General features: G+C 66.3%; 19 protein-coding genes and 1 pseudogene. 11 read left to right on the top strand and 9 right to left on the bottom strand.

Annotation, left to right across the window (positions count from 1 at the left end; translation table 11 throughout):
* Positions 1-125: 125 nt before the first annotated feature.
* Both DY467_RS22470 and DY467_RS22465 read right to left on the bottom strand, forming a co-directional pair.
* The gene (locus tag DY467_RS22470) at positions 126-1,109 is read right to left on the bottom strand and encodes a zinc-dependent alcohol dehydrogenase family protein (protein WP_164639078.1); all 984 of its coding nucleotides are present in this window, start codon (positions 1,107-1,109) and stop codon (positions 126-128) included.
* Positions 1,110-1,185: 76 nt separating this feature from the next.
* Positions 1,186-1,407, bottom strand: coding sequence for a ChaB family protein (locus DY467_RS22465; protein ID WP_107342603.1), 222 nt, complete (start codon positions 1,405-1,407; stop codon positions 1,186-1,188).
* 232 nt (positions 1,408-1,639) lie between these two features.
* On the opposite strand from DY467_RS22465, the gene DY467_RS22460 reads away from it, so the two are divergent.
* Together DY467_RS22460 and DY467_RS22455 are read left to right on the top strand one after the other, a co-directional pair.
* Positions 1,640-2,362 carry a protein-L-isoaspartate(D-aspartate) O-methyltransferase gene (locus tag DY467_RS22460; RefSeq protein ID WP_164639076.1) on the top strand — a complete coding sequence of 241 codons (723 nt, stop codon included), beginning with the start codon at positions 1,640-1,642 and terminating at the stop codon, positions 2,360-2,362.
* Positions 2,363-2,524: 162 nt separating this feature from the next.
* Positions 2,525-3,349 carry a universal stress protein gene (locus DY467_RS22455; protein WP_164639073.1) on the top strand — a complete coding sequence of 275 codons (825 nt, stop codon included), beginning with the start codon at positions 2,525-2,527 and terminating at the stop codon, positions 3,347-3,349.
* A gap of 205 nt (positions 3,350-3,554) precedes the next feature.
* Here DY467_RS22455 and DY467_RS22450 read toward each other — a convergent pair whose 3' ends face one another.
* Positions 3,555-4,835 (bottom strand): alpha-glucosidase/alpha-galactosidase, encoded by a 1,281-nt coding sequence (locus DY467_RS22450; protein WP_164639071.1) that lies wholly within the window; start codon positions 4,833-4,835, stop codon positions 3,555-3,557.
* A gap of 224 nt (positions 4,836-5,059) precedes the next feature.
* Between DY467_RS22450 and DY467_RS22445 the strand changes: the two genes are divergently transcribed.
* The 6 genes from DY467_RS22445 (at position 5,060) to DY467_RS22420 (ending at position 12,912) form a co-directional block, all read left to right on the top strand.
* Positions 5,060-5,998 carry a 1-phosphofructokinase gene (locus DY467_RS22445; protein WP_164639069.1) on the top strand — a complete coding sequence of 313 codons (939 nt, stop codon included), beginning with the start codon at positions 5,060-5,062 and terminating at the stop codon, positions 5,996-5,998.
* Between the two features lie 105 nt (positions 5,999-6,103).
* Positions 6,104-8,419 carry an FdhF/YdeP family oxidoreductase gene (locus DY467_RS22440; RefSeq protein WP_164639068.1) on the top strand — a complete coding sequence of 772 codons (2,316 nt, stop codon included), beginning with the start codon at positions 6,104-6,106 and terminating at the stop codon, positions 8,417-8,419.
* A 271-nt stretch (positions 8,420-8,690) separates the two neighbouring features.
* Positions 8,691-9,953, top strand: a complete 1,263-nt coding sequence (glgC, locus tag DY467_RS22435) for a glucose-1-phosphate adenylyltransferase (RefSeq protein ID WP_107342608.1) — start codon at positions 8,691-8,693, stop codon at positions 9,951-9,953.
* Positions 9,950-11,401 (top strand): glycogen synthase GlgA, encoded by a 1,452-nt coding sequence (gene glgA / locus DY467_RS22430; RefSeq protein WP_164639066.1) that lies wholly within the window; start codon positions 9,950-9,952, stop codon positions 11,399-11,401. Before glgC ends, glgA begins: the two co-directional genes overlap by 4 nt.
* Before the next feature lie 141 nt (positions 11,402-11,542).
* A complete protein-coding gene (locus DY467_RS22425; protein WP_164639064.1) occupies positions 11,543-12,343 on the top strand; it encodes a crotonase/enoyl-CoA hydratase family protein in 801 nt (266 codons plus the stop codon).
* A gap of 44 nt (positions 12,344-12,387) precedes the next feature.
* Entirely contained in the window at positions 12,388-12,912 is a 525-nt protein-coding gene (locus tag DY467_RS22420; protein WP_349627675.1) for an Lcl C-terminal domain-containing protein, read from the top strand.
* A 237-nt stretch (positions 12,913-13,149) separates the two neighbouring features.
* Here the strand turns inward: DY467_RS22420 and radC are convergent, their stop codons facing one another.
* Positions 13,150-13,869, bottom strand: a complete 720-nt coding sequence (gene radC / locus DY467_RS22415; RefSeq protein ID WP_164639060.1) for a RadC family protein — start codon at positions 13,867-13,869, stop codon at positions 13,150-13,152.
* 103 nt (positions 13,870-13,972) lie between these two features.
* On the bottom strand, positions 13,973-14,215 hold the full coding sequence (locus DY467_RS22410; RefSeq protein ID WP_107342612.1) for a hypothetical protein: 243 nt from the start codon (positions 14,213-14,215) through the stop codon (positions 13,973-13,975).
* A 104-nt stretch (positions 14,216-14,319) separates the two neighbouring features.
* Between DY467_RS22410 and ku the strand changes: the two genes are divergently transcribed.
* On the top strand, positions 14,320-15,315 hold the full coding sequence (gene ku / locus DY467_RS22405) for a non-homologous end joining protein Ku (protein ID WP_164639058.1): 996 nt from the start codon (positions 14,320-14,322) through the stop codon (positions 15,313-15,315).
* A 325-nt stretch (positions 15,316-15,640) separates the two neighbouring features.
* Here the strand turns inward: ku and map are convergent, their stop codons facing one another.
* Positions 15,641-16,465, bottom strand: coding sequence for a type I methionyl aminopeptidase (map, locus tag DY467_RS22400; protein ID WP_164639056.1), 825 nt, complete (start codon positions 16,463-16,465; stop codon positions 15,641-15,643).
* Positions 16,466-16,668: 203 nt separating this feature from the next.
* On the opposite strand from map, the gene DY467_RS22395 reads away from it, so the two are divergent.
* Complete coding sequence (locus DY467_RS22395) at positions 16,669-18,462, top strand: potassium/proton antiporter (RefSeq protein WP_164639054.1); 1,794 nt, start codon at positions 16,669-16,671, stop codon at positions 18,460-18,462.
* A 21-nt stretch (positions 18,463-18,483) separates the two neighbouring features.
* Here the strand turns inward: DY467_RS22395 and mepA are convergent, their stop codons facing one another.
* Positions 18,484-19,446, bottom strand: coding sequence for a penicillin-insensitive murein endopeptidase (gene mepA, locus DY467_RS22390; protein ID WP_164639053.1), 963 nt, complete (start codon positions 19,444-19,446; stop codon positions 18,484-18,486).
* Positions 19,447-19,940: 494 nt separating this feature from the next.
* On the opposite strand from mepA, the gene DY467_RS22385 reads away from it, so the two are divergent.
* A complete protein-coding gene (locus DY467_RS22385) occupies positions 19,941-22,061 on the top strand; it encodes a putative bifunctional diguanylate cyclase/phosphodiesterase (protein WP_246701614.1) in 2,121 nt (706 codons plus the stop codon).
* Positions 22,062-22,076: 15 nt separating this feature from the next.
* Here DY467_RS22385 and DY467_RS22380 read toward each other — a convergent pair whose 3' ends face one another.
* Positions 22,077-23,834, bottom strand: coding sequence for an alkaline phosphatase (locus tag DY467_RS22380; protein WP_164639049.1), 1,758 nt, complete (start codon positions 23,832-23,834; stop codon positions 22,077-22,079).
* Positions 23,835-23,942: 108 nt separating this feature from the next.
* Positions 23,943-24,098 (bottom strand): annotated as a pseudogene (locus DY467_RS26895) (IS110 family transposase); the annotation flags it as partial.

Here is a 24,098-nt window from a genome sequence, read left to right as displayed (position 1 = left end):
TCCTCGATCGATTATCTAAGCGTTCCCTTCGTCATTACGAGGAGGCGAAAGCCGACGAAGCAATCCAGCGGCTCCGTGCACGAGGCCCGTGGATTGCTTCGCTGCGCTCGCAATGACGGTAAGAGCTACGGCACCAGCACGGCGGCGCCGAGCAGTTCGCCGGCGCGGAGCTTGCCGAGCACGGCGCCGGCCTCGCGCAGCGGGAAGGCGTGGGTCTCGGTTCGGATGCCGGCCTGCTGCGCCACCTTCAGGAAATCGACACCGTCCTGCCGGGTGAGGTTGGCGACCGAGACGAGCTGGCGTTCCTCCCACAGCAGGTCATACGGAAAGCTCGGGATGTCGCTCATGTGGATGCCGGCGCACACCACGCGGCCGCCTTTGCGCACCGCCTTCAGCGCCGCCGGCACCAGGCTGCCGACCGGCGCATAGATGATCGCGGCGTCGAGCGGCTGCGGCGGCAGCTCCTCAGAGGCGCCGGCCCACACGGCGCCGAGGCTGCGGGCGAAGTCCTGAGCGGCGCCATCGCCGCCGCGGGTGAAGGCATAGACCTGCCGCCCCTGCCAGCGCGCGACCTGCGCCACGATGTGCCCGGCGGCACCGAAGCCGTAGATGCCGAGCCGCTCGGCGTCTCCGGCGATCACCAGGGAACGCCAGCCGATCAGTCCGGCGCATAGCAGCGGCGCGACGGCAACGTCATCGCCGGCCTCGCCGAGCGGAAACGCGTAGCGCGCGTCGGCGATGGCGTGAGACGCAAAGCCGCCGTCGCGGGTGTAGCCGGTGAACAGCGGCGCGTCGCACAGATTCTCCATGCCGCTTCGACAGTAGCGGCACACCCCGCAGGTGTGGCCGAGCCAAGGAATCCCGACCCGGTCGCCGACCTGGTGGCTGGTGACACCGGCGCCGACGGCCGCGACGCGGCCGACGATCTCATGGCCGGGAATGATCGGATAGCGGATGTTCGGCAATTCGCCGTCGACGACGTGGAGGTCGGTGCGGCAGACGCCGCAGGCACTCACCGTGACCAGCACCTCGCCGTCGCCCGGCTGTGGCGTGTTGCGCGATTGCCATTGCAGCGGCGTGCCCGGCGCCGTCAGCACCATCGCATCCATCGCGGGGCTCCAGGGTCGGAAAGATCGGATAGTATGAATATAACGCGCGCAGGCTTATCGATCAAAGCCGAGCCGATCAGCTCCGCTCGCGCGCCACCCAGTTTTCGCCCAGCTTGCGGTACTGTTTCTTCACCGCTGCCCAGGCGACGCGATGCGCGGTCGCTTCCTGCTCCTCCGCGCCGCGATCCTGGTACTCGGCGAAGGCGTTGTTGAAGGCCGCGATGTAGATCTCCTGCGCGTGCAGCGGCAGCCGGACTTGCAGCCCCGGCGGTAGATCGTCGGTGGAAGCATAAGGCACGCAGGCCCTCCCTTATCGCGCCGCTCCGCCGAGGAACTGGCGACGGTGATCGCCCGTTCCTGGGTCGTGCGGCGCTACCTGTGGCGACGCTCGCACCCGATTGCGGCAAGCTCGCGTCGCGGTGGGGGCGTTGACGCCGGTCAATCGGCCGGCCGGCCCAGGCTCCTAGACTGACACCAGCCCGGCCGATCGAGCCCCGGCCAACAAAATAACAAGCACGGGGGAGATGGCGATGACGTCTCCGGCTTCGGACTTGCCGCCACTCAGCGGGCGGTCGTTCGCGGTGCTGCGCGAGTTGATGGTCGAGCGCCAGATTGCAGCGCGCGGCGTGCATGATCCGCGCGTGCTTGCCGCGATGCGCAAGGTGCCGCGCGAAGCCTTCCTGCCCGAACCGATGCGTGATCTGGCGTACGAAGACGCGCCGGTGCCGATCGCCGCCGAGCAGACGATGTCGCAGCCCTACATCGTGGCGCTGATGGCCCAGGCGCTGCTGCTGCAGGGCGGCGACAACGTGCTCGAAATCGGCGCCGGCTCCGGCTACGCCGCCGCCGTGCTCGGTGAGATCGCCGGTCATGTCACCACGGTCGAGCGGATCGCCGCGTTGGCGGACGCTGCGGCTGCGAAGCTCGCCGCGCTCGGCTACGGCGATGTCGACGTGCATCGCGGCGATGGCACCCGCGGTTGGCCCGCGGCTGCACCTTACGACGCGATCGTGGTTGCCGCCGGCGGGCCGCAGGTGCCGGAGTCGCTGAAGGCCCAGCTCAAGATCGGCGGGCGGCTGGTGATGCCGGTCGGTGCCGATCAGCACGCCCAGCAGCTGGTGCGGCTGACGCGGCTCGGCGAGGCCGATTTCAAGCGCGAGCATCTCGGCGACGTGCGTTTCGTGCCGCTGCTCGGCGCCGAAGGCTGGCAGCAGCCGGAGCCGGCCGGCAGGACGGCACGGGACAAGGGATGATCAGGGATGATCAACCTTGCGGAAGATCAGCATTGCCCGATCTTCATCGGTCTGGAACAAAGGCGGTGCTAAAGTTCGAGGATTGGCCGTCGGCGTCCGTCACGGCCTCCCCTCATGACCACTTCGAATCAAATCCAACAAGACGCAGCCGGGGAGCGCGACATGATCAAGGATCTCATCGTCAATCTCGAACGTAGCACGGATCGCCAGCAGATCACCGACATCGCGCTCGGCGTCGCCGAGCTGTTCGGCGCTCATGTGGCCGGCTGCTGCTTCGCCTATGATTCGCTGCCGAGCTTCACGATGCCGGACTTTCCGTCCGACGTGCTGAGCAAGATGCTGGCGGCGAGCGAAGAAGCGGCGCGCGCTGCGGTCGCCCAGTTCGAAGCCGCTTGCAAACGCGAGGGTGTCTCGGCCGAGCATCATCTGCTCGAGACCGCCTATGGCACTTCGGGACGTTTCCCCAAGCTGGCGCGCCGGTTCGATCTGTCGGTGATCATGCAGTCCGACGCCGAGAACGGCGACAACGACATTCTGATCGAGCAGGTGCTGTTCGACTCCGGCCGGCCGCTGCTGATCGTGCCATACATCCAGAAGACGCCGGTCAAGCTCGATCACGTGATCTGCTGCTGGGACGGCAGCCGCGCCGCGACCCGCGCCATCAACGACGCCAAGCCGTTCCTGCGCCGCGCCGGCCAGGTCGAACTGGTGATCGTGCGCGACCACAAGGTGCGCGATCCCAACGAACTGCGCGGCATCGAGATGGCCAATCACTTGGCGCGCTACGACGTCAAGGTGGACATCAAGACCATCACGGCGCCCGATATCGGCGTCTCCGGCACCATCCTGTCGCACGTCGCCGACACCTCGGCCGACCTGTTGGTGATGGGTGGCTACGGCCACTCCCGCCTGCGCGAATTCGTGCTCGGCGGCGTCACCCGCGAAATGCTGGCGTCGATGACCGTACCGGTGCTGATGTCGCATTGACGCCGTCGTTCGGCGCTCACTCCGAACTCCTCACCGTCATTCCGGGGCGCGCGTAGCGCGAACCCGGAATCCCGAGATTGTTGCGCATCAGGCGGTTTCCACGACGTCGGGATTCCGGGTTCGCTTGCTGACGCAAGCGCCCCGGAATGACTGCTGGATTGCATCGCTCCAATCGCAATGACGCACTATGCGTGGCGAAGTAATCCTACACGCATGGCCGAATATAGGGCCGGTTGATCTCCCATAGCTCGTCGAGGATCTTCTCGGCCGCGACCGCCGAATTGACCACCGGATCGATCAGCAGCGCCTGCAGGGCCAGTTCTTTCGTGGCGTGGACGGCGGCTTCGACCGCGAGCTGCTGCACGCTGGCCTGCATCAGCATCAGCTTGGCGATCGGGTCGGGCAGCGGGCCGAGCGACACCGGATGCACGCCGGCCGCATCCACCGTCACCGGGACTTCGATGGCGAGCTCCGCCGGCAGGTTGGGGATCACGCCGCGATTGAGCACGATGCCGGACTCGATGAAGCGCTTCTGGTTGTGCAGCATCGCGGCGATCACCGCGGCGCCGCGCTCGCCCGAGGGCTCGGTCCACCACTGCGGAATCGGCATCGTGCCGCCGAGCACGCCGTTCAGCTGGGTGAGGAATTCGCCGCGCCAGCGTTCGTCCTGGTCGAAATCGTAGCCCTTCTCGCCGGCTTCCCAGCCATACGGCAGATACTCGCCGAGATGATCGTCGCTGCAGGTCAGCCAGTAGCCGAATGCGCGATAGAGCCGCCGCGTGAACCGCCAGGCATCCGGATCGAAGCTCTGCTCGGCGGCGCGAAATCGCGGATACAGATCCTCACCGGTGTCGCGGTGGCGGATTTCTGTCAGACACTGGAAGTGATTGAGCCCGGCGCCCCAGACTTCGATCTCGTCGCGCGGCATCTGCATGATGTAGGCGACCGCGTCGCGGCCCATGAAGATGCCGTGACACAGCCCGAGGTGGCGCACCTTGGTGTAGCGGCCGAGCGCCAGAATGATCCGGCTCTCCGGATTGGAGTAGTTGAGGAACAGCGCGTTCGGACACAGCTCCTCGATGTCGCGGATGAAGTCGAACACCAAGGGCAGCGTGCGCAGCGTGAAGAACAGTCCACCCGGGCCGCCGTTCTCGCCGAGAGTGTGACGGATGCCGTGCTTCTTCGGCACCTCGAAGTCCTGCTTCCAGAGCCGGTTGCGATCGATCGCGGTGGCGTTAATGACGAACCCGGCGCCATCCAGTGCGGCGCGGCGGTCGGTGGTCTGCTCGATGATCAGTCCGGCACCGGACCTTGCGTTCATCAGCTTCGCCAGCTCGGTCATTCGGCCGAGCGTTGCCGGATTGCGTCCGACCAGCGTCAGCGTCGAACCGGCCAGCACTGGCGACGCGAACAGGTCACGAAACATGCTGAGACCGAACGACGCACTGGAAGCGCCGAGGAACACGATCTTGGTGGTGTTGGTCATCTCAAGTCGCCTCCGCCGGCAGGCCGGTTAGCCGCGTGGAGCGGGCAGATCCGCGCACCGGCTTTCGCCTGCTACTCCGCTGCGAACGGATCTGAAGTGAACCGCAGCCGTGCGGGCGCGGTCTTGACGCCGATCAACGGCACCGGCACATCGCCACGCCACACTGACTGCCCGCCCGCCTGTCGAAATTTCCTCAAAAGCATCAAACCGGAGTGCGCCTCGCGATGGTCGACATCGTCACCCTTACGCCCAATCCTGCGATCGACCTGTCGACGTCGGTCGAGCGTTTGGTGCCGAGCCGCAAGCTGCGCTGCGCGGCGCAGAAGCGCGATCCCGGCGGTGGTGGTATCAACGTGGCGCGGGTGGTGAAGCGGTTCGGCGGTGACGTCGAGGCGATCTTTCCGGCCGGCGGCTTCACCGGCAAGCTGCTCAAGCTGCTGCTCGACGAAGAGAACGTGCCGAGCCGGATCGTCGAAGCGGTTGCCGAGACCCGCGAGGACTTTTCGGTCAGCGAGAATGCCACCGGCGAACAATACCGCTTCGTGCTGCCCGGTCTGCCGCTCGCCGAGCATGAATGGCGCGGCATGCTCGATGCCTTGGCGGGGACCTCGCCGGCGCCCAAGATCGTGATCGGCAGCGGCAGCCTGCCGCCCGGCGTGCCGGTCGATTTCTACGCGCAGGCTGCCGCAGTAGCCAAGCAGCTCGGCGCCAAGTTCTTCCTCGATACCTCCGGCAAGCCGCTGACCGCGGCGCTGGCGCAGGGCGTCACGCTGATCAAGCCGAACCTGCGCGAGATGCAGGAGCTCGCCGGCCGCCCGCTCGGCTGCGAGAAGGAGTGGGTCGACGCCGCGCGCGCGCATATTGCGGCCGGCCAGGTCGAGATCGTGGCGCTGTCGCTCGGCCATCTCGGCGCCCTGCTGGTCACCAAGGACCAGGCGCTGCGTTCGCCGGCACTGCCGGTGACCCCGGTGTCGACGGTCGGGGCCGGCGACAGCTTCCTCGGCGCAATCGCGCATCGGCTGGCCCAAGGCGGCTCGATCGCGGAGGCTTTCCGGCTCGGTCTCGCGGCGGGCTCGGCGACCCTGACGGTGCATGGTACGCAATTGTGCGGCCCGGACGAGGTCGAGCGGCTTTACGCCCAGGTGATCATCGAGCCGATCTGACGACATAGGAGGCCCCGCGCGGGTTTTGCCGCGCGGCCCAGGAACTGTTCGCGGAACCCTTGGTTGACGTGCGCAAAGGCTGGCGGCGCGTTGCCAGGAGTTCGCATGTCCCAAGACGAGTCCCGACTTCACGACACCGACATCCCCGATCCCGCCGACGGCACGGTGGCGTATGACGGCCCGGCCGGCGGCTGGGGCTCGCTGCAGGGGATCAGCCGGATCTTCGGCAAGGAGTGGAGTTCGCCCGCCGCGATCGAAACGCTGATGCGCCAGAACAAGCCGAAAGGCTTCATGTGCGTGTCGTGCTCCTGGGCCAAGCCCGCCGACTATCACACCTTCGAATTCTGCGAGAACGGCGCCAAGGCGACGCTGTGGGAGCTGACCAGCGCGCGTTGCACGCCGGAGTTCTTCGCCGAACACAGCGTCACCGAGCTGCGCGGCTGGTCCGACTACGACCTCGAAATGCAGGGCCGGCTCACCCACCCGATGCGATACGACGCCGCGACCGATCACTACGTGCCGTGTTCGTGGGACGAGGCGTTTCAGGCGATCGGCGAGCATCTAGGCTCGCTCGATCCGAAGTCGGTGGTGTTCTATGCGTCCGGCCGCGCCAGCCTGGAGACGTCGTATCTCTACGCGCTGTTCGCGCGGCTGTACGGCACCAACAACCTGCCCGACAGCTCCAACATGTGCCACGAGACCACTTCGGTGGCGCTGAAGAAGCTGCTCGGCGTCGGCGTGGGCACGGTGGTGTTCGACGATCTGTCGAACTGCGACGCGATGTTCTTCTTCGGCCAGAACACCGGCTCGAACAGCCCGCGTTTTCTCCATCCGCTGCAGGAGGCGGCCAAGCGCGGCGTCGAGATCATCACCTTCAATCCGGTGCGCGAGAAGGGTCTCGAAAGCTTCGTCAATCCGCAGAACCCGGCCGAGATGCTGACCGGCCGGGAGACCAAGATCAGCAGCCAGTATCACCAGGTCAAAGCCGGCGGCGATGTCGCAGTGCTGATCGGCCTGTGCAAGCACGTATTCGCGCGCGACGATGAAGCCAAGCGCGAGGGCCGCCGCGTGCTCGACGTCGATTTCAACGAAGCGCACACCCATGGGCTCGACGAGTTCGAGGCCAAGGTGCGCGCCACCTCGTGGGACGAGATCGAGCGCGAGTCCGGTCTCAGCCGCGCCGCGATCAAGGCGGCGGGCGACGTCTATGTGAAGGCCGACCGGGTGATCGGCATCTACGGCATGGGGCTGACCCAGCACGCCCACGGCTTCCTCAACGTTGCGATGTTCGTCAATCTACTGCTGCTGAAGGGCAATATCGGCCGCGACGGCACCGGCATCTCGCCGGTGCGCGGCCATTCCAACGTGCAGGGGCAGCGCACCGTCGGCATTTCCGAAAAGCCCGAGCTGGTGCCGCTGGACAAGATGGCCGAGCAGTTCGGTTTCACCCCGCCGCGCGACAAGGGCATAAACACGGTGGAAGCCTGCCACGGCATTCTGGCGGGCAAGGTCGGCGCCTTCATCGGCCTCGGCGGCAATTTCGTCCGCGCCATCCCGGAGCGCGACGCGATGGAAGCCGCCTGGACGCGGATGCAGCTCACCGTGCAGATCGCCACCAAGCTGAACCGCAGCCATCTCATCAACGGCAAGTCCGCCTACTTGCTGCCCTGCCTCGGCCGCACCGAACAGGACATCCAGGCCAGCGGTCCGCAGGCGGTGACGATGGAAGATACCTTCAGCTGCATCCAGGGCTCGATCGGGCTGCGCAAGCCGGCGAGCGAGCATCTGAAGTCGGAGCTCGCAATCGTCGCCGGCATCGCCAAGGCGACGCTGCCGGGCGGCAACCCGAAGCTGAGATGGGACGACTGGGTCGGCGACTATGGGCTGGTCCGCGACCTGATCGAGCAGAGCTACCCGGAGATGTTCGGCGACTTCAACGCGCGGATGTTCACGCCCGGTGGTTTCTACAAGGGCAACGCGGCGCGTGAGCGGATCTGGAAGACCGAGAGCGGCAAGGCGGAGTTTACGACGCCGGGCCGCTTGAATTCGATCGGCTTCGATGAAGCGCCTGGCCGCTACCGGCTGATCACGATGCGCTCCAACGACCAGTTCAACACCACGGTCTATGGCATGAGCGACCGGCTGCGCGGCATCGAGGGTCGCCGCGACGTGCTGCTGATCAATCCGGACGAGATGGCCAAGGCGGGCCTCACCGAAGGCCAGCAAGTGTGGCTCGAAGGCGACGCCGGCGATGGCGTGCATCGCGAGGCCGGGCCGCTTGTTGTCACGCCGTTCAAGCTGCCCGACGGCTGCTTGGGGGCCTATTACCCGGAGATGAATTCGCTGATGCCGGTGTGGCACCATGACGGGCCATCCAAGACGCCGGCGGCCAAATCGGTGCCGGTGCGGATCCGGACCTGAGGCGGCATGTCTGCTTGATCCACGTCATCGCCTGTTCACGCCGGTCGATTAAGCCGCGGCAGGATGCGTCGTGTCGCACGCGCGTCATCCTGCCGGCTTGCGGATTGCTGCCATCGAATGATCGGGTTGCGTCTGCGCACGGCGGGGTGGCATTGCAAGCTATGCACGCGTCGGCCACTATGTGGCGCTGCGACATCGCCGTCGTCATGCGCAAGACACCGTCGCGCACAGTGGGAATGGCCGGCTTCCGGCCGCTGGAATGAGAGGCCGCATGAGTCAAGGTGTCACCGCTCCGTTCGCCCGTCATGCGATGGCTTACGTGCTGGCGGGAGGACGCGGCAGCCGCCTGATGGAGCTGACCGACTGGCGCGCCAAACCTGCGGTGTATTTCGGCGGCAAATCCCGCATCATCGATTTCGCACTGTCGAATGCGCTCAACTCCGGCATCCGCCGCATCGCGGTGGCGACGCAGTACAAAGCCCACAGCCTGATTCGGCATCTGCAGCGCGGCTGGAACTTCTTCCGGCCGGAGCGCAACGAGAGCTTCGACATTCTGCCCGCGAGTCAGCGCGTCTCTGAAGAGATGTGGTACCGGGGCACGGCGGACGCGGTCTATCAGAACATCGACATCATCGAGAGCTACGATCCGAAGTTCATCGTCCTGCTCGCGGGCGACCACGTCTACAAGATGGACTACGAGAAGATGTTGCAGCAGCACGTCGAGCAGGGTGCCGACGTCACGGTCGGCTGCCTCGAAGTGCCGCGGGCTGAAGCCACCGCATTCGGCGTGATGCATATCGACGAGAGCGACCGCATCATGTCGTTCCTGGAAAAGCCGGCCGATCCGCCGGCGATGCCCGGCAAGGCCGACAAGTCGCTGGTCAGCATGGGCATCTACGTCTTCGAGACCAAATTTCTGCTCGACGAACTGCGCCGCGACGCCGCCGATCCGAATTCGACGCACGATTTCGGCAAGGACATCATCCCCTACATCGTCAAGCACGGCAAAGCGGTGGCGCATCACTTCGACAAATCGTGCCGCCGGTCGAGCTCCGAAGCGATCAGCTACTGGCGCGACGTCGGCACGGTCGATGCTTATTGGGCCGCCAACATCGATCTCACCGACATCGTGCCGGAGCTCGACCTCTACGACCGCGAATGGCCGATCTGGACCTATGGCGAGATCACGCCGCCGGCGAAATTCGTCCACGACAAGGAAGGCCGCCGCGGCGAAGCGGTGTCGTCGCTGGTGTCCGGCGGCTGCATCATCTCGGGTGCATCGCTGCGGCATTCGCTGCTGTTCACCGGCGTTCGCGTGCACTCGTTCTCGCATGTCGAGAACACCGTGGTGCTGCCTTACGCCGACATCGGCCGCTCGTGCCGGCTGAAGAATGTGGTGATCGATGCCGAGGTCAAGCTGCCGGCCGGTCTGGTGGTCGGTGAAGATCCGGAGCTCGATGCCAAGCGGTTCAGGCGCACCGAAAACGGCATCTGTCTGATTACCCGCGCGATGATCGAGAAGCTCGACGCATGACCACACTGGCGGTTCTCTCTGTTGCGTCGGAACTGTTTCCGCTGATCAAGACCGGCGGGCTCGCCGATGTGGCGGGCGCGTTGCCGGCCGCCCTGCGGGCCAACGACATCGCCGTCACCTCGCTGCTGCCGGGCTATCCGGCGGTGCTCGGCGGTATCGAGGATCCGCAGCAGGTCCATAGCTTCAACGAGCTGTTCGGCGGCACCGCGCGGCTGCTGGCGGCGCGCTGCGGCGATCTCGATCTGTTCGTGCTCGACGCGCCGCATCTCTATGTCCGGCCCGGCAATCCCTATGTCGGCGCGGACGGCAAGGATTGGCCCGACAACGGCCTGCGCTTTGCGGCGCTGGCCCAGGTCGGCGCCGCGATCGGCCAGGGCCTGCTGCCGCACTACAAGCCGGATGTGCTGCATGCCCATGATTGGCAGACCGGTCTGTTGCCGGCCTATCTGAAATACAGCGGCCGGCCCGGACCGAAGACCGTCTTCACCATCCACAATCTGGCGTTCCAGGGGCGGTTTCCCTACGAGCTGCTCGCCAGGCTGGGCCTGCCGGAGCGCGCCTTCGGCCTCGATGGCATCGAGTATTACGGCGGCATCGGCTATCTCAAGGCCGGCCTGCAGCTTGCCGACCGCATCACCACCGTGTCGCCGACTTATGCAGCCGAGATCCAGGGGTCGGAAGCCGGCATGGGCCTCGACGGCCTGCTGCGGCTGCGCGCCGATCGGCTGTCCGGCATCCTCAACGGCATCGACACCGACGTCTGGAATCCGGCCAACGACGCGCTGATCTCGGCCACCTACGACGTCGAGAGCATCGCGGCCCGCACCCGTAACAAGAAGGTGCTGCAGGCACGGTTCGGTCTCAAGCCCGAGCCGGGCGCGCTGCTGTACGGCGTGATCAGCCGGCTGTCGTGGCAGAAGGGGCTCGACCTGTTGCTCGAAGCCCTGCCGCAGTTGATCGCGGGCGGCGCACAGCTCGCCCTGCTCGGCTCCGGCGATTCAGAACTCGAACAGGCCTACGCGGCTGCGGCCCGCAAATATCCCGGCCAGGTCGGCGCGGTGATCGGCTACGACGAAGCGCTGGCGCATCAGATCCAGGCCGGCGCCGACGCGCTGCTGGTGCCGTCGCGGTTCGAACCCTGCGGCCTGACGCAGCTCTGCGCCTTGCGCTATGGCGCGGTGCCGGTGGTGGCGCGGGTCGGCGGTCTGGCCGATACGGTGGTCGACGCCAACGAGATGGCGACCGCCACCGGCGTCGCGACCGGCGTCCAGTTCGCGCCGGTGACCACCGACGCGCTGATCAAGGCGTTCGGCAAAACCCGCGCGCTGTTCGCCGACGTCGTTGCCTGGCGCAATCTGCAGATCAACGGCATGACCACCGACGTGTCGTGGAAGAACCCGGCGCAGCACTACGCGAAGCTGTATCGCGATCTGGTGGCCGAGCGCTGAGCCGGCCGTCGGCGGGCTCCAACGATGAACCCGCATCCCGGCCTTGTCGCCGATGGTCTTGATCGCCGTCACGGCTCGTGACAGCGATGCTGTCATGACGATCCCGCCAAGGGACGCAAGGCGACCAAAAGGGAGAAACCCATGCCCAGCCAGGACACCGTCCGGATCGAACGCGATGGTCCGGTGACCATCGTCACGATCAACCGCCCCGAACGCCGCAACGCCGTCGACGGCGCCACCGCCAAAAAGCTGTACGACGCCTTCCTGGCATTCGATGCCGACGAGACCGCGTCGGTCGCGGTGTTCACCGGTGCCGGTGGCACGTTTTGCGCCGGGGCCGATCTGAAAGCGGTGGCGGCGGGCGATGCCGAAAAGAAGCGCGAGATCGCCGGCCACAACACACTGGCGCCGATGGGCCCGAGCCGGCTGCGGCTGTCCAAACCGGTGATCGCCGCGGTCGAAGGCTTTGCGGTTGCCGGTGGCCTTGAGCTGGCGCTGTGGGCCGATATGCGCGTGGTCGCCGAAGACGCGACCTTCGGGGTGTACTGCCGCCGCTTCGGCGTGCCGCTGATCGACCTCGGCACCATCCGGCTGCCGCGGCTGATCGGTCACTCCCAGGCGATGGATCTGATTCTCACCGGCCGTCCGGTGGCGGCCGACGAAGCGCACCGCATCGGACTTGCCAACCGTCTGGTGCCGCGCGGCGAGGCGCTGCCGCGCGCGATCGAGCTCGCCAAACAGATCTCGCAATTCCCGCAGACCTGCCTGCGCGCCGACCGGCTGTCGGCCCTGCAGCAATGGGATCTGCCGGAAGAAGACGCGATCATGAACGAGATGCGCGGCGGGCTGAAAGTGATCCAATCCGGCGAAACCCTGTCCGGCGCCACCCGGTTCGCGCAGGGCGAAGGTCGCCACGGAGCGTTCGGCAAGCCGGCTCCATGATCAGGCGCGGCGAGCAGGCTGGGGCTGGCAGATCGCATCGCGGTGTGGCGGCCGCGTTGATCTGCGTTGCGCTGTCGTTCGCCGCCTCCTCCGTCCGCGCCGATTGCTACGACCGCGACCGCAGCGGCCATCAGACGCGTTTTCGTCTGGCGGCCGCGGAGGCGATCGACCAGCGCACCGGGCTGATCTGGCAGCGCTGCTCGGTGGGCAATAGCTGGAGCGGCAACGCCGGCTGCAAAGGAGTGGTCAGCTATCTCGGCCTCGATCAGGCGATCGCGGCGGCGGGCAGTGCTGGCGATGGCTGGCGCGTGCCGTCGGGCGCGGAGCTTGAGAGTCTCGTCGATAGCGACTGCGGCAGCCCGGTGGTCGATACCACGGTGTTTCCCGACATCGTGCCGACCGAGGAAGGCTTGGCCAAATACTGGACCGTCACGCCGTACGGCATGCTCGACCTGTACTGGAATTTCGACTTCGTCGACGGCCATCCGGACAGCAACAGCCGGGGCATCCGCCTCGCCGTGCGGCTGGTGCGCTCGGCCGGTCCCGACACCAAGCCGAACGCGGACTAGAGCATCTCTGGTTTTGACAGAATCAGGACCGAACTTCCTAGCGGCCGCAGCTTGTAGAGCCTCATGGTGAGGAGGCGCGAAGCGCCGTCTCGAACCATGCGCCGCAGGCGATGTGGCTCCTCATCCTTCGAGACGCCCGGCTTTGCCGGGCTCCTCAGGATGAGGACTTCGGACGCTTGGCAAAGGCCAAATCCGCTTCAATCAATCGATGAAGAGCTCTAAGCCCCGCGGTCAGCCTCAAATCAGCCTCAGCCCCTTGAGGCTGGCGTGACCGTTCTTGCCGACGATGATGTGGTCGTGCACCGCGATGCCGAGCGGCTCGGCGATCGTCATGATCGACTTGGTCATCTGGATATCGGCCTGTGACGGCGTCGGATCGCCCGACGGGTGATTGTGCACCATGATCACCGCGGTGGCCGACAATTCGAGTCCGCGTTTGACGATCTCGCGCGGGTACACCGGCGTGTGGTCGACGGTGCCGACCTGTTGCAGTTCGTCGGCGATCAGCTGGTTGCGCTTGTCGAGAAACAGGATCCGGAACTGCTCCTTGTCGGCGAACGCCATGGTGGTGCGGCAATAGTCGATCACCGCCGACCAGGACGACAGCACGGTGCGCTGCTTCACCTGCCCCTTGGTCACCCGCGCCGCCGCAGCCGCGATCAGTCCGATCTCGATGATGGCGGCGTCGCCGACCCCGCTGACTTCGCGCAGCCGTTCGGCCGGCGCATGCACCGCCTCGGCGAACGAACCAAACCGCGCGATCAGCTCCTTCGCGATCGGTTTGACGTCGCGGCGCGGCAGGGCCCGGAACAGCACCAGCTCGAGCAGCTCGTAGTCGGACAGCGCGTCGGCGCCGGCGTCGCGAAACCGCTCGCGCAGCCGCTCCCGATGGCCATGATAATGCGGCGCTTCGTCAAATCCGGCTGGCTGCAATCGCTCGGCGTTGTCTGTCGGCATGTCCACGGCCGCGCAGGTCTGGTTCCGCACAACCATGCCGTGCCGCGCGGCTTTTGCAACCCGAATTCCGCTCTGGTTCTCGGCGCTGACAGAGTTCCTGGCGCTAGTCGGCGCTGGGCAGCCGCCGCATCGTGAATTCGATGGTGTCGTCCGGCAATTCCCGCCAGCTCTCGACGCTGCTCATATAGGCGGCCTTCGGCCACGCCTCGAGAAACGCCTTCGCCTTGGCCCGGGCGGCCGGGCGGGGCAGCACGAAGGTCTCGCGCAGAAAGCCGTCGGCCGGCTTGCTGCGCCGCGCCATCCGCGTCGCAAGATCGCGCGGCAAATCCCGGGGACGATCGATCATGGCGGCGGCTCCGCTGCTCCTCGACAGCAAGATAGTCGGTCGCGGGAACGAATCCGAGTCCTTCCGGCTTTGAGTCCGGTTCGAGTAGCAGTGGAGTATGCGTCATGGCCCCCCGCGCCAACTGGAAGGGCTTTCTCAGGTTGTCTCTGGTGACCTGCCCGGTAGCGCTCTACCCGGCCACATCGGATTCCGAAAAAATCAGCTTCAACCAGATCAACCGGGCCACCGGGCATCGGATCAAATACCTGAAGGTCGATGCCGAGACCGGCGACGAGGTGCCGTCCGACGAGATCATGAAGGGCTACAAGGTCGATACTGACAGCTACATCGAGGTCACCAAGGACGAGCTCGACAACATCGCGCTGGAGTCGACCCGCACCATCGAAATCGATCAGTTCGTGCCGCGGTCCGAAATCGACGATCTGTATCTGGTGCGCCCCTACTATCTGGTGCCGGACGGCAAGGTCGGCCACGACGCCTATGCGGTGATCCGCGAAACCATCCGCAGCATGGACAAGGTGGCACTGGCGCGCGTGGTGCTGACCAATCGCGAGCACGTCATCGCATTGGAAGCGCGCGACAAGGGCCTGGTCGGAATGCTGCTGCGCTATCCCTACGAGGTGCGCGAGGCCGGCGATTACTTCGACGACATCCAGGACGTGAAGATCACCAAAGATATGCTCGATCTCGCCAAGCATATCGTCGAGCAGAAGTCCGGCCACTTCCAGCCCGATCTGTTCAAAGATCACTACGAGAGCGCCCTTACCGAACTGATCAACAGCAAGATGGCCGGACAGCCGATCAAGCCGCAGGCCCGCCCGCGCGGCGACAACGTTGTCGACCTGATGGACGCGTTGCGCAGGAGCCTCGGCGACGCGAAGTCGGCTCCGGCGGCCAAGAAGTCTGCCTCATCCGAAACCGCGGAGAAGTCTGCCCCCGCCAAGCCCGCCCGCGCCAAGAAGCGCAAGACCGCGCCTGGGCAAAAGGAGATGCTGCTGCCGATCGCAGGTAGCCGCACCGGCAAGGCGAAGGAAGAACCGGCAAAGGCAAAGAAGCCAGCGCGGAGCGCGGCGGGGCCTAAAGCCCGGAAGGCCGGTTAGTTCAACACGACCTCAATGCTCGCGTCCCCTCACCCCAACCCTCTCCCGCAAGCGGGAGAGGGAGCGCGCCGTGCGCGGGGGCCCGGACTGTGGCTTGGTGAGAGAGCCGTAGATTGTGGAGCGGACTTGGCTTGGAAAAGGACAGCGGACGACCACTCTTCGTCCGCTCGAAGTGTATTACTTAACCCCCCAGGCAGCCTGCTCCCTCTCCCGCTTGCGGGAGAGGGTCGGGGTGAGGGCGACGCGAGCACGGAGCTGACTCTTGAGCGGGGGCCGGGCGTAGGGAGCTTTTGTCGACGCTGCGGCAGCTGGGCGATGGGCGCGCTCAGCTCTGGAACGGCGGCTTGTCGAGGCCCTTGGGCGAAGCGGTGAAGATCTCGCAGCCGTCTTCGGTGACGCCGATCGAGTGTTCGAACTGCGCCGACAGCGAGCGGTCGCGGGTGACCGCGGTCCAGCCGTCGGACAGGATCTTCACGTACGGCTTGCCGAGATTGATCATCGGCTCGATGGTGAAGAACATGCCGGGCTTCAGCACCGCGCCCTGCCCGGGGCTGCCGACGTGGATGATGTTCGGCTCGTCGTGGAACAGCCGGCCGAGGCCATGGCCGCAGAAGTCGCGCACCACGCTCATCTGCTGCGGTTCGACGAAGCTCTGGATGGCGTGGCCGATGTCGCCGGTGGTGGCGCCCGGCTTGACCGCCGCGATGCCGCGCATCAGCGACTCATAGGTGACGTCGATCAGCCGCTCGGCTTTGCGGGCGATCGGACCCACCGGATACATCCGGCTGGAATCGCCGTACCAGCCGTCGACGATCATGGTGACGTCGACATTGACGATGTCGCCTTCCTTCAGCGGCCGGTCGCCCGGCATGCCGTGGCAGACCACGTGGTTCAGCGAGGTGCAGGTCGAGTAGCGGTAGCCGCGGTACATCAGCGTCGCCGGATAGGCGCCATGGCTGAAGGCGAATTCGCGAACGAAGTCGTCGATCTTCGAGGTCGGAACGCCCGGCTTGACGATGTCGACCAGCTCGTCGAGGCAGCGCGCCACCAATTGGCCGGCCTTGCGCATGCCGGCGAAGCCGGCCGGGCCGTGCAGCTTGATCTGCCCGGTCTTGCGCTGGGCGGTTTCGGTGGCGTCGACGTAGCTCATGCGGACCAGTCTTTTGAAGATGCGGTGATTTGAGCCCAATCTAGTGATAGCGGCCCGCCGCAGCAAGCGCGCGCGCCGGCCGTCTGGGTCGCCGGCCGGACATGGCCGCCGCAAAAGGCTATCGGCCGCAATGCTCTCTTGGCGACGCAATCCGGCGACGTTAAGGATGCGGCAGCGTTCCGTCATCCAATCGCAGAGAGGCAATGGAGTCCCTCGACTCGGTCAGCATCGCCATTCTGCTCGGCTCCGTCCTGGTGATGGCGGGGATCCTGTCGAGCCTGCTGGCGCTGCGGTTCGGCGCGCCGCTGCTGCTGGTGTTCCTGGTCATCGGCATTCTGGCCGGCGAGTCCGGCCCCGGCGGCCTCAGCTTCAACGATCTCGGCACCACTTACCTCGTCGGCTCCGTGGCGCTGGCGCTGATCCTGTTCGACGGCGGCCTGAAAACACGTTTCTCCAGCATCAAGGCGGTGCTGGCGCCGTCGATGGGGCTGGCGACGGTCGGCGTGCTGCTGACCGCGCTGGTGACGGCGCCGGTGGCCCGCTACGCGCTCGATCTGAGCTGGGTCGAAGCGCTGCTGGCCGGCGCGGTGGTCGCCTCGACCGACGCGGCGGCGGTGTTCCTGCTGGTGCATGCCCAGGGGCTGCGGCTTCGCCCCCGCGTCGGCGCGACCCTGGAGGTCGAATCCGGCACCAACGATCCGTTCGCGGTGTTCCTCACCCTGATGCTGGTGGAGCTGATCACCCGCGGCGAGAGCTCGATCCTGCACGTGCTGATCGAGTTCGTCCGCGAGGCGGCGCTCGGCGCGGTGATCGGCGTGGTCGGCGGCCGCGTCGTGGTGATGGCGCTCAATCGCGTGGCGCTGCCGCAGGGCCTGCACGCGCCGTTCGTGACCACCGCGGCGCTGGTGGTATTCGGCGCCGCGCAGATGTCGCACGCCTCGGGATTTCTCGCGGTCTATCTCGCCGGCATGATCATCGGCAATCAGCCGACCCGCGCGCATAATTCGGTGGTGGCGTTTCTCGACGCCGCGACCTGGCTGGCGCAGATCGTGATGTTCGTGCTGCTCGGCCTGTTGGTGTCGCCGCAGCGGCTGATGGACAGCATCGGCCCGGCGGTGGTGATTGCGCTGGCCCTGATGCTGGTGGCGCGGCCGCTCGCGGTGTTCATCTGTTTGGCGCCGTTCCGCTTCAACTGGCGGGAGCGGCTGTTCATCGCCTGGGTCGGCCTGCGCGGCGCGGTCGCGATCTTCCTGGCGTCGATCCCGATGCTGGTCGGGCTGTCGAAGGCGTACATCTATTTCGACGTCGCCTTCGTGGTGGTGCTGATTTCGCTGATGCTGCAGGGCTGGACGCTGGCGCCGGCGGCCCGCAAGCTGCACGTCGCGCTGCCGCGCACCGATCGCGGGCCGCGGCGCATTGAACTCGATCTGCCCGGCCAGCTCGAACAACAGCTCGTCGGTTATGCGGTGCGGCCGAAAAGCCTGTATCTGAAGCGCGGCCTGATCCCGTCATGGTCGAAGCCAACGCTGGTGATCCGCGACGAGCGCATCCTGACGCCGGAGGAAGCCGATCCGGTCGCGCCCGGCGACTACGTTTACCTGCTGGCGCCGCCCGAAAAGGCCGCCGCGCTCGACCGCTTCTTCGTCGACATGCCGCCGTCGACCGCGCCCGATCCGCATCTGCTCGGCGATTTCATCGTGCCGGGCGAGACCTCGCTCGGCGATCTTGCGGCCGCTTACGGCGTCAGCGTGCCGGCCGGCCAGGAGGCGCTGACGCTGGCGGATTACTTCGACATCTATCTCGACCAGGCCCCGATGGTCGGCGCGACGCTGCCGCTGGACTCGATCGTGCTGGTGGCGCGCAGCCTTGGCGGCGGCCGCGTCAACGTGGTCGGTCTGCGGCTGCCCGAGGAAGAAGACGAGGCGCCGCCGCCGACCCGTCTCACCAAACTGAAGTCCAAACTGTCGGACGTCTGGTCGGCGATCGCGGGCGTGTAGCTCGCGGTCTCCCCGCGCTGATCAGTCCGGCTTCTTGTCGGGGGCGTTCAGCACCGCCCGGCATTCGGCCGGCAGCTCGGACAACGTCAATTGGTGCCGCGGCGGGGGCGGCTTCAGTGGCGGTTTCGGATGCAGCACCGCGTCGCTGAACCAGTAGGCGAAATCGGAGGCGCCACAGCCTTCGCCCGGCGGCGGTTCGGCCTGCGACTCGCAGCCGTCGATCCCGGCCGGGCAGCGCAGCCGGATGTGGAAGTGGTAATCGTGGCCGTACATCGGCCGCACCTTGTGCAGCCAGCTGCGGTCGCCCTTGGCCTCGCGGCACAGCGCCTTCTTGATCGCGGCGTTGACGAAGATGCGGTCCACCTCCGGCTCCAGCGCCGCGGCCCGGATCACCTTCCAATGCGTCGGCGTCCAGGCCGACGGCTCGATGTCGAGCCGATCGCTGCGGACCATCATCACCGCCGACATCTCTTCGCGTTCGTTGCGCGACAGCAGCCGGTTCGGCATCGGCGTCAGCCAGATGTCGGCATCGAGCCCGACCTGGTGGCTGGCGTGGCCGGTCAGCATCGGCCCGCCGCGCGGCTGCGACATGTCGCCGATCAGGATACCGTTCCAGCCGGCCTGTTCGCGCGCCTTGTTGGCAACGCGTTCGATCAGCCCCACGGTGGCGGGAAGCGCCCACGCCCGGTTGCGCGACAGGCGCATCACCTGCCACGTCGGACCGTTGATGGGTATTGAAGTGCCGCCGGCCATGCAGCCCTTGGCGTAGAAGCCGATCGGGCGGGGCTGTTGCGCGGTTGGGCGGAGCTTGCGGGCGAATAGTTCGCGCGCGGCGAGATTTGGATCGTCGGGATGCGCCAGCGGCGGCAGCGGCTTGGGGTCGAGGGTGCCTTTGTCCTGGGCCATCGCGGCCGGGACGAGCGACATCATCGCAGCCAGCAGACTGGCGAGCCGGACCGGAGCAGCAAGAATCGCGCGGCGCATACGCTCACTATACCGCACGCGCGCCTGATCTCGACTGGGTTGGGATCGGCGCTGTGGCTTGGCGGAGATGATTTCGCGCTAAATTCGCCTTTCCTTAAGCCCGCGCTAACCCTGCAGGAGTCTGGCGCAATTTGCAGCGCTGAGTGGGCAATCGCTCACCACGTGGGCAACGCCGGGCCGGAATCCGCAGAAAGACGGTCGAATCCCTCTGCTGGAGGTTATTCGACACCTCTTGCAGCCAGCAAATTGCCTGCCCGGCGAGCATGCCCCGGCCCGGCCTTAACCTTTCCAGCCTGCGACATCCCTGCCGTTATACAATTTTTTCAGACACTTATTGCACAATCAGGGCGTCATTTGCGTGGTGGTGATGCGTGGTGAGTCCGCAAGTCCGGCTGAAGAAAAAGAAGACGGCTCGAATCCGTCCGTCTGCCGGCAGCGCTAAGCCGCGCCGCAGCACGCTGCCCGCCCCCAAGCTGTCGTCGAAACCGCGCCGGATGGCGCGGCCGGCGGACGTTGCCGAAGGCGAGCGCGCGGTCGCAGCCGCGCTCGAGGAAGCGCGGCGCTCGCACGCCCGGCTGCGTGAGGCGATCGACATCCTGCCCCAGGGCATCGTGTTTCTCGATCCCGATGGCCGCTACATCCTTTGGAACAAGCGCTACGCCGAGATCTACAAGGCCAGCGCCGATCAGTTCGAGCCCGGCGCGCGGATCCAGGACACCATGCGCATCGGCATCGCGCGCGGCGACTATCCGGAGGCCGAGGGCCGCGAGGAGGAATGGATCGCCGAGCGGCTGCAGCGGATGTTCAATCCAGGCTCCAGCCACGAGCAGGTGCTGGCCGACGGCCGCTGTATCCAGATCGAAGAGCGGACCACCTCCGACGGCGGCATCATCGGCCTGCGGGTCGACATCACCGAGCTGAAGCAGCGCGAAGCTTCGTTCCGGCTGATGTTCGAAAGCAATCCGGTGCCGATGATCGTCTGCCAGCTCAATGACGAGCGCATCCTCGCCGTCAACGATGCCGCGGTCGAGCACTACGGGTACTCGCCGTCCGAATTCGCCTCGCTGACGATCCGCCGCCTGCAGGCATTCGAGACCGAGCTGCCCTGGGCCGGCAATCACACTCACGAAGAACGCACCGCGCGGACCTGGAAGCACGTCAAAGCCGACGGCTCGCTGATCGATCTGGCGATCTACTCACGCCAACTCACCTATAATGGCGAGCCCGCGGTGCTGCTGGCGCTGATGGACATCACCGAGCGCAAGCGCGCCGAGATGCGGCTCGCCTTCATGGCGCATCATGACGGGCTCACCGGGCTGCCGAACCGCAATTCGCTGCGCAAGCGGCTCGACGAGCTGCTGATCCAGACCCGACGCACCGGCGAGAAGATCGCGGTGCTGTTCGTCGGCATCGACAATTTCAAGGCTGTCAACGACACGCTCGGCCACGCGGTCGGCGACAAGCTGCTGCGCGGCGTCGCCCGCCGGCTGCGCTCGACGTTGCGCGAGGAAGACCCGCTGGCGCGGCTCAACTCCGACGAATTCGCCGTGATCCAGACCGGCATCAAGCGGCCCGAGGACATCGTGCTGCTCGCCAAGCGGTTGCTGCACGCGATCGCCGAGCCCTATCTGTTGCAGGGCCATTCAGTGGTGGTCGGCGCCAGCATCGGCATCGCGGTGGCGCCCGGCGACGGCGACGATTCCGAAAAACTGCTGATGAACGCCGACATGGCGCTGTCGCGCGCCAAGAAGGACACTCGCGGCACCTTCAGCTTCTTCGAAGTCGGGATGGACGCGCGTGCCCAGGCGAGGCGCAAGATCGAGACCGATCTGCGCGCAGCGCTGCAGCACGAAGTGCTGCGCCCTTACTATCAGCCGCTGGTCCGTCTCGCCGACGGTCGCATCACTGGCAGCGAAGCGCTGGTGCGCTGGCCGCATCCGGAGCGCGGCATGATCTCGCCGGCCGAGTTCATTCCGGTCGCCGAAGACACCGGACTGATCAACGCCATCGGCGCGCAGATCCTGCGCTCGGCCTGCATGGACGCCGCGCGCTGGCCGGACGACGTCCGCGTCGCCGTCAACCTGTCGCCGCTGCAATTCCGGGTCGGCAATCTGCTCTCGGTGGTGATGGATGCGCTGAAGCAGTCCGGCCTGCCGCCGCGCCGGCTGGAGCTCGAGATCACCGAAACGCTGCTGCTGGAAAAGAGCAGCCAGGTGCTGGCAACGCTGCATGCGCTGCGCGCACTCGGAGTGCGGATCTCGATGGACGATTTCGGCACCGGCTATTCGTCGCTGAGTTATTTGCGCAGCTTCCCGTTCGACAAGATCAAGATCGATCAGTCGTTCGTTCGCGGGCTGTGCGACAATCGCGAATCCCAGGCGATCGTGCGTTCGATCATCAGCCTCGGCAACGGCCTCGGCGTCACCATCACGGCCGAGGGCGTCGAAAGCGAGGCGGAGCTGAGCTGGCTGCGCGCCGAAGGTTGCCAGGAAGCGCAGGGCTTCCTGTTCAGCCAGGCCCGTCCCAACTCCGAAATCACCGGGCTGCTCGACCTGCAGCAGAGCGGTGCTTCCGCCGGTGCAGAGTTTGCGATGGGGGACGCGCGGGTGGCTTAAAGCTCGCGCCGCCTGCTACTTGGCCTCGGCGCCGAGGCCCAACGCGTCGGCCATCACCCGGAACACATCGGTGTTTTCCAGCGAGCCGCGAACGCGGTCGCTGCCGGGGCCGGCGGCGGTCAGGATCACGTCCTCGCCGGAGTGAACGCTGGCATTCATCATCGCCGGCAGATTGCCGATGCGCAGCACCGCGCCGGGCACGCCCTTGTACTTGTCGTTGGCCTTGAAGGTGCCGGGCTTGTCGCCCGCCTCGGTCGGCTGGTTGGGGCCGTCGAGCTTCGGCCGCAGCGTCTCGTAGTGATCCGGCAGGCTGGCGGAGAAGATTGCGATGCGACGGCTGACATCGACGCGCTCCGGATAGCCGTCCGGATCGGGCGCCGGATAGTTCGGAAAGCCGGCGCGCTCGTACACGCCGATCCGCTCGCGCAGTGGCACGTCGTCGCCCTCGGCCAGATCGTCGCGCACGGTGCCGACCAGCGCGTTGGGATGGTTGTGATCGGCCACTACCAGGATCAGCGTGTCGTCGCCGCGGGCCTTGGCCCAGTCGCGGGTCTGGCGCACCGCGTTGTCGAGCATGATGGTGTCATAGACGGCGCGCTCCATGTCGAGTGCATGGGCGTATTTGTCGATCAGGCCGGATTCGACCATCAGGAAGAAGCCCGCGTCGTTCTTCGACAGCACGTCGAGGGCGACCGCGACCTGCTGGGTCAGATCGGGCTGGTCCGGGTTCTTGGCGCCCCCGCCACCTTTGAGGAAGCGGCGGTCGAGCACGCCGTCCATGTTGCCGGGCGCGAACAGGCCGAGCAGTTTCCGCGGGCCCGTCTTGCTCGCCGCGTCGAGGTCGGTCGCGTTGGTGGCGACCGCGTAGCCGGCGTCGCGGAATTTCGCCAGATAATCGATATCGTCCTTACGCTTGCCGTTCGCGGCTTTCGGCAGGAAGTAAGCGGCGCCGCCGCCCATCAGCACGTCGGGCTGCGCGGCGTAGAACTGCGCGACAATGTCGCCATAGGCCGCGCGGCGGCGGGTGTGAGCGATCACCGCCGCGGGCGTCGCGTCTTCCACTTCGGTGTTGGTGACGATGCCGATCGACAGTCCGAGCCTGCGCTTGGCAAGCGAGGCCAGCGTTTCGACCTTGGGATCGTCGAGCGGGTCGGGGGTGCGGTCCGCATAGACCCCCATCGCGTTGACGGCGGCCTTGTGGCCGGTCGCATAGGCGCTGGCCGCATTGGCTGAGTCGGTGATGATCGAGTCGCTTCCCGCGGTCGACACCAGCGCCATCTGCGGCATGTCGTCGATCGCCAGCTTGCCGCCCGCGCGGCCTTCCTGAATGCCTTTCGACAGCAGTCGCGCCGCCACCCGATGCGCCGGCGACAGACCGTCGCCGACAAACAGGATCACGTTCTTGGCCCGCCGCGGCCCGCTGTCGTACACGGTCCAGCTGACGCTGCGGCGCGTAGCGCCGTCGCCGGCCTCGATGCTGTAGCGGCCGGGTTTGTTCAGCGTGACGTCGCGGAGCAGCAGTGCGGACCGGGGTTGTCCCGCCTCTTGCGCGATCAGTTCCGGGGCTTTGCCGAACACGGTCGCGGCGTCGGCGCCATTGATGGTGAGGCTGGCTTTGTCCGCGGCGACTTCGCCGCCGAACTCGACCTTGAGGTCGAACTTGGCGCCGGCCAGAATCTCGGCGCGGTCGATTGGGTAAATGGTTTGAGCCGAAGCGGCCGAAACGAACAACAGCGACGCAAACGCCGTCGCCACAACATGCCTGGTCATCATCACGGTTCTGATTGATGCGCAGGACCGTATGAGCGGCAAATGACGGCTGGATGACGCCGCGCCGCGCCGTCATTCCGGGGCGCGCGCAGCGCGAACCCGGCGACTGTCTCATGTGTCAAGGGTGTTACCTTGATATGGCGTGTCGGCTTTGACGAGTGCGTTGGCTGTGACGAGCAGTTTTCGGGCGATTGCGATGAGCGCGACCTTTCCGGGTTTTCCTTGCAGGCGAAGGGCGTTGTAGTCGTCGCGGAGCTTGGGGTGGTG

Origin of the sequence: Rhodopseudomonas sp. BR0G17 (assembly GCF_010907025.1) — a bacterium.
Taxonomy (GTDB): Bacteria; Pseudomonadota; Alphaproteobacteria; order Rhizobiales; family Xanthobacteraceae; genus Rhodopseudomonas; species Rhodopseudomonas palustris_H.
The sequence above is the reverse complement of the archived record's forward strand: the minus strand, read 5'-3'. Positions and strand labels throughout refer to the sequence as shown.

Coding starts and splice junctions, on each gene's coding strand:
- DY467_RS22470 (WP_164639078.1), bottom strand. CDS start 1,109: ATGGATGCGATGGTGCTGACGGCGCCGGGCACGCCGCTGCAATGGCAA.
- DY467_RS22460 (WP_164639076.1), top strand. CDS start 1,640: ATGACGTCTCCGGCTTCGGACTTGCCGCCACTCAGCGGGCGGTCGTTC.
- DY467_RS22455 (WP_164639073.1), top strand. CDS start 2,525: ATGATCAAGGATCTCATCGTCAATCTCGAACGTAGCACGGATCGCCAG.
- DY467_RS22450 (WP_164639071.1), bottom strand. CDS start 4,835: ATGACCAACACCACCAAGATCGTGTTCCTCGGCGCTTCCAGTGCGTCG.
- DY467_RS22445 (WP_164639069.1), top strand. CDS start 5,060: ATGGTCGACATCGTCACCCTTACGCCCAATCCTGCGATCGACCTGTCG.
- DY467_RS22440 (WP_164639068.1), top strand. CDS start 6,104: ATGTCCCAAGACGAGTCCCGACTTCACGACACCGACATCCCCGATCCC.
- glgC (WP_107342608.1), top strand. CDS start 8,691: ATGAGTCAAGGTGTCACCGCTCCGTTCGCCCGTCATGCGATGGCTTAC.
- glgA (WP_164639066.1), top strand. CDS start 9,950: ATGACCACACTGGCGGTTCTCTCTGTTGCGTCGGAACTGTTTCCGCTG.
- DY467_RS22425 (WP_164639064.1), top strand. CDS start 11,543: ATGCCCAGCCAGGACACCGTCCGGATCGAACGCGATGGTCCGGTGACC.
- radC (WP_164639060.1), bottom strand. CDS start 13,869: ATGCCGACAGACAACGCCGAGCGATTGCAGCCAGCCGGATTTGACGAA.
- DY467_RS22410 (WP_107342612.1), bottom strand. CDS start 14,215: ATGATCGATCGTCCCCGGGATTTGCCGCGCGATCTTGCGACGCGGATG.
- ku (WP_164639058.1), top strand. CDS start 14,320: ATGGCCCCCCGCGCCAACTGGAAGGGCTTTCTCAGGTTGTCTCTGGTG.
- map (WP_164639056.1), bottom strand. CDS start 16,465: ATGAGCTACGTCGACGCCACCGAAACCGCCCAGCGCAAGACCGGGCAG.
- DY467_RS22395 (WP_164639054.1), top strand. CDS start 16,669: ATGGAGTCCCTCGACTCGGTCAGCATCGCCATTCTGCTCGGCTCCGTC.
- mepA (WP_164639053.1), bottom strand. CDS start 19,446: ATGCGCCGCGCGATTCTTGCTGCTCCGGTCCGGCTCGCCAGTCTGCTG.
- DY467_RS22385 (WP_246701614.1), top strand. CDS start 19,941: ATGGCGCGGCCGGCGGACGTTGCCGAAGGCGAGCGCGCGGTCGCAGCC.
- DY467_RS22380 (WP_164639049.1), bottom strand. CDS start 23,834: ATGATGACCAGGCATGTTGTGGCGACGGCGTTTGCGTCGCTGTTGTTC.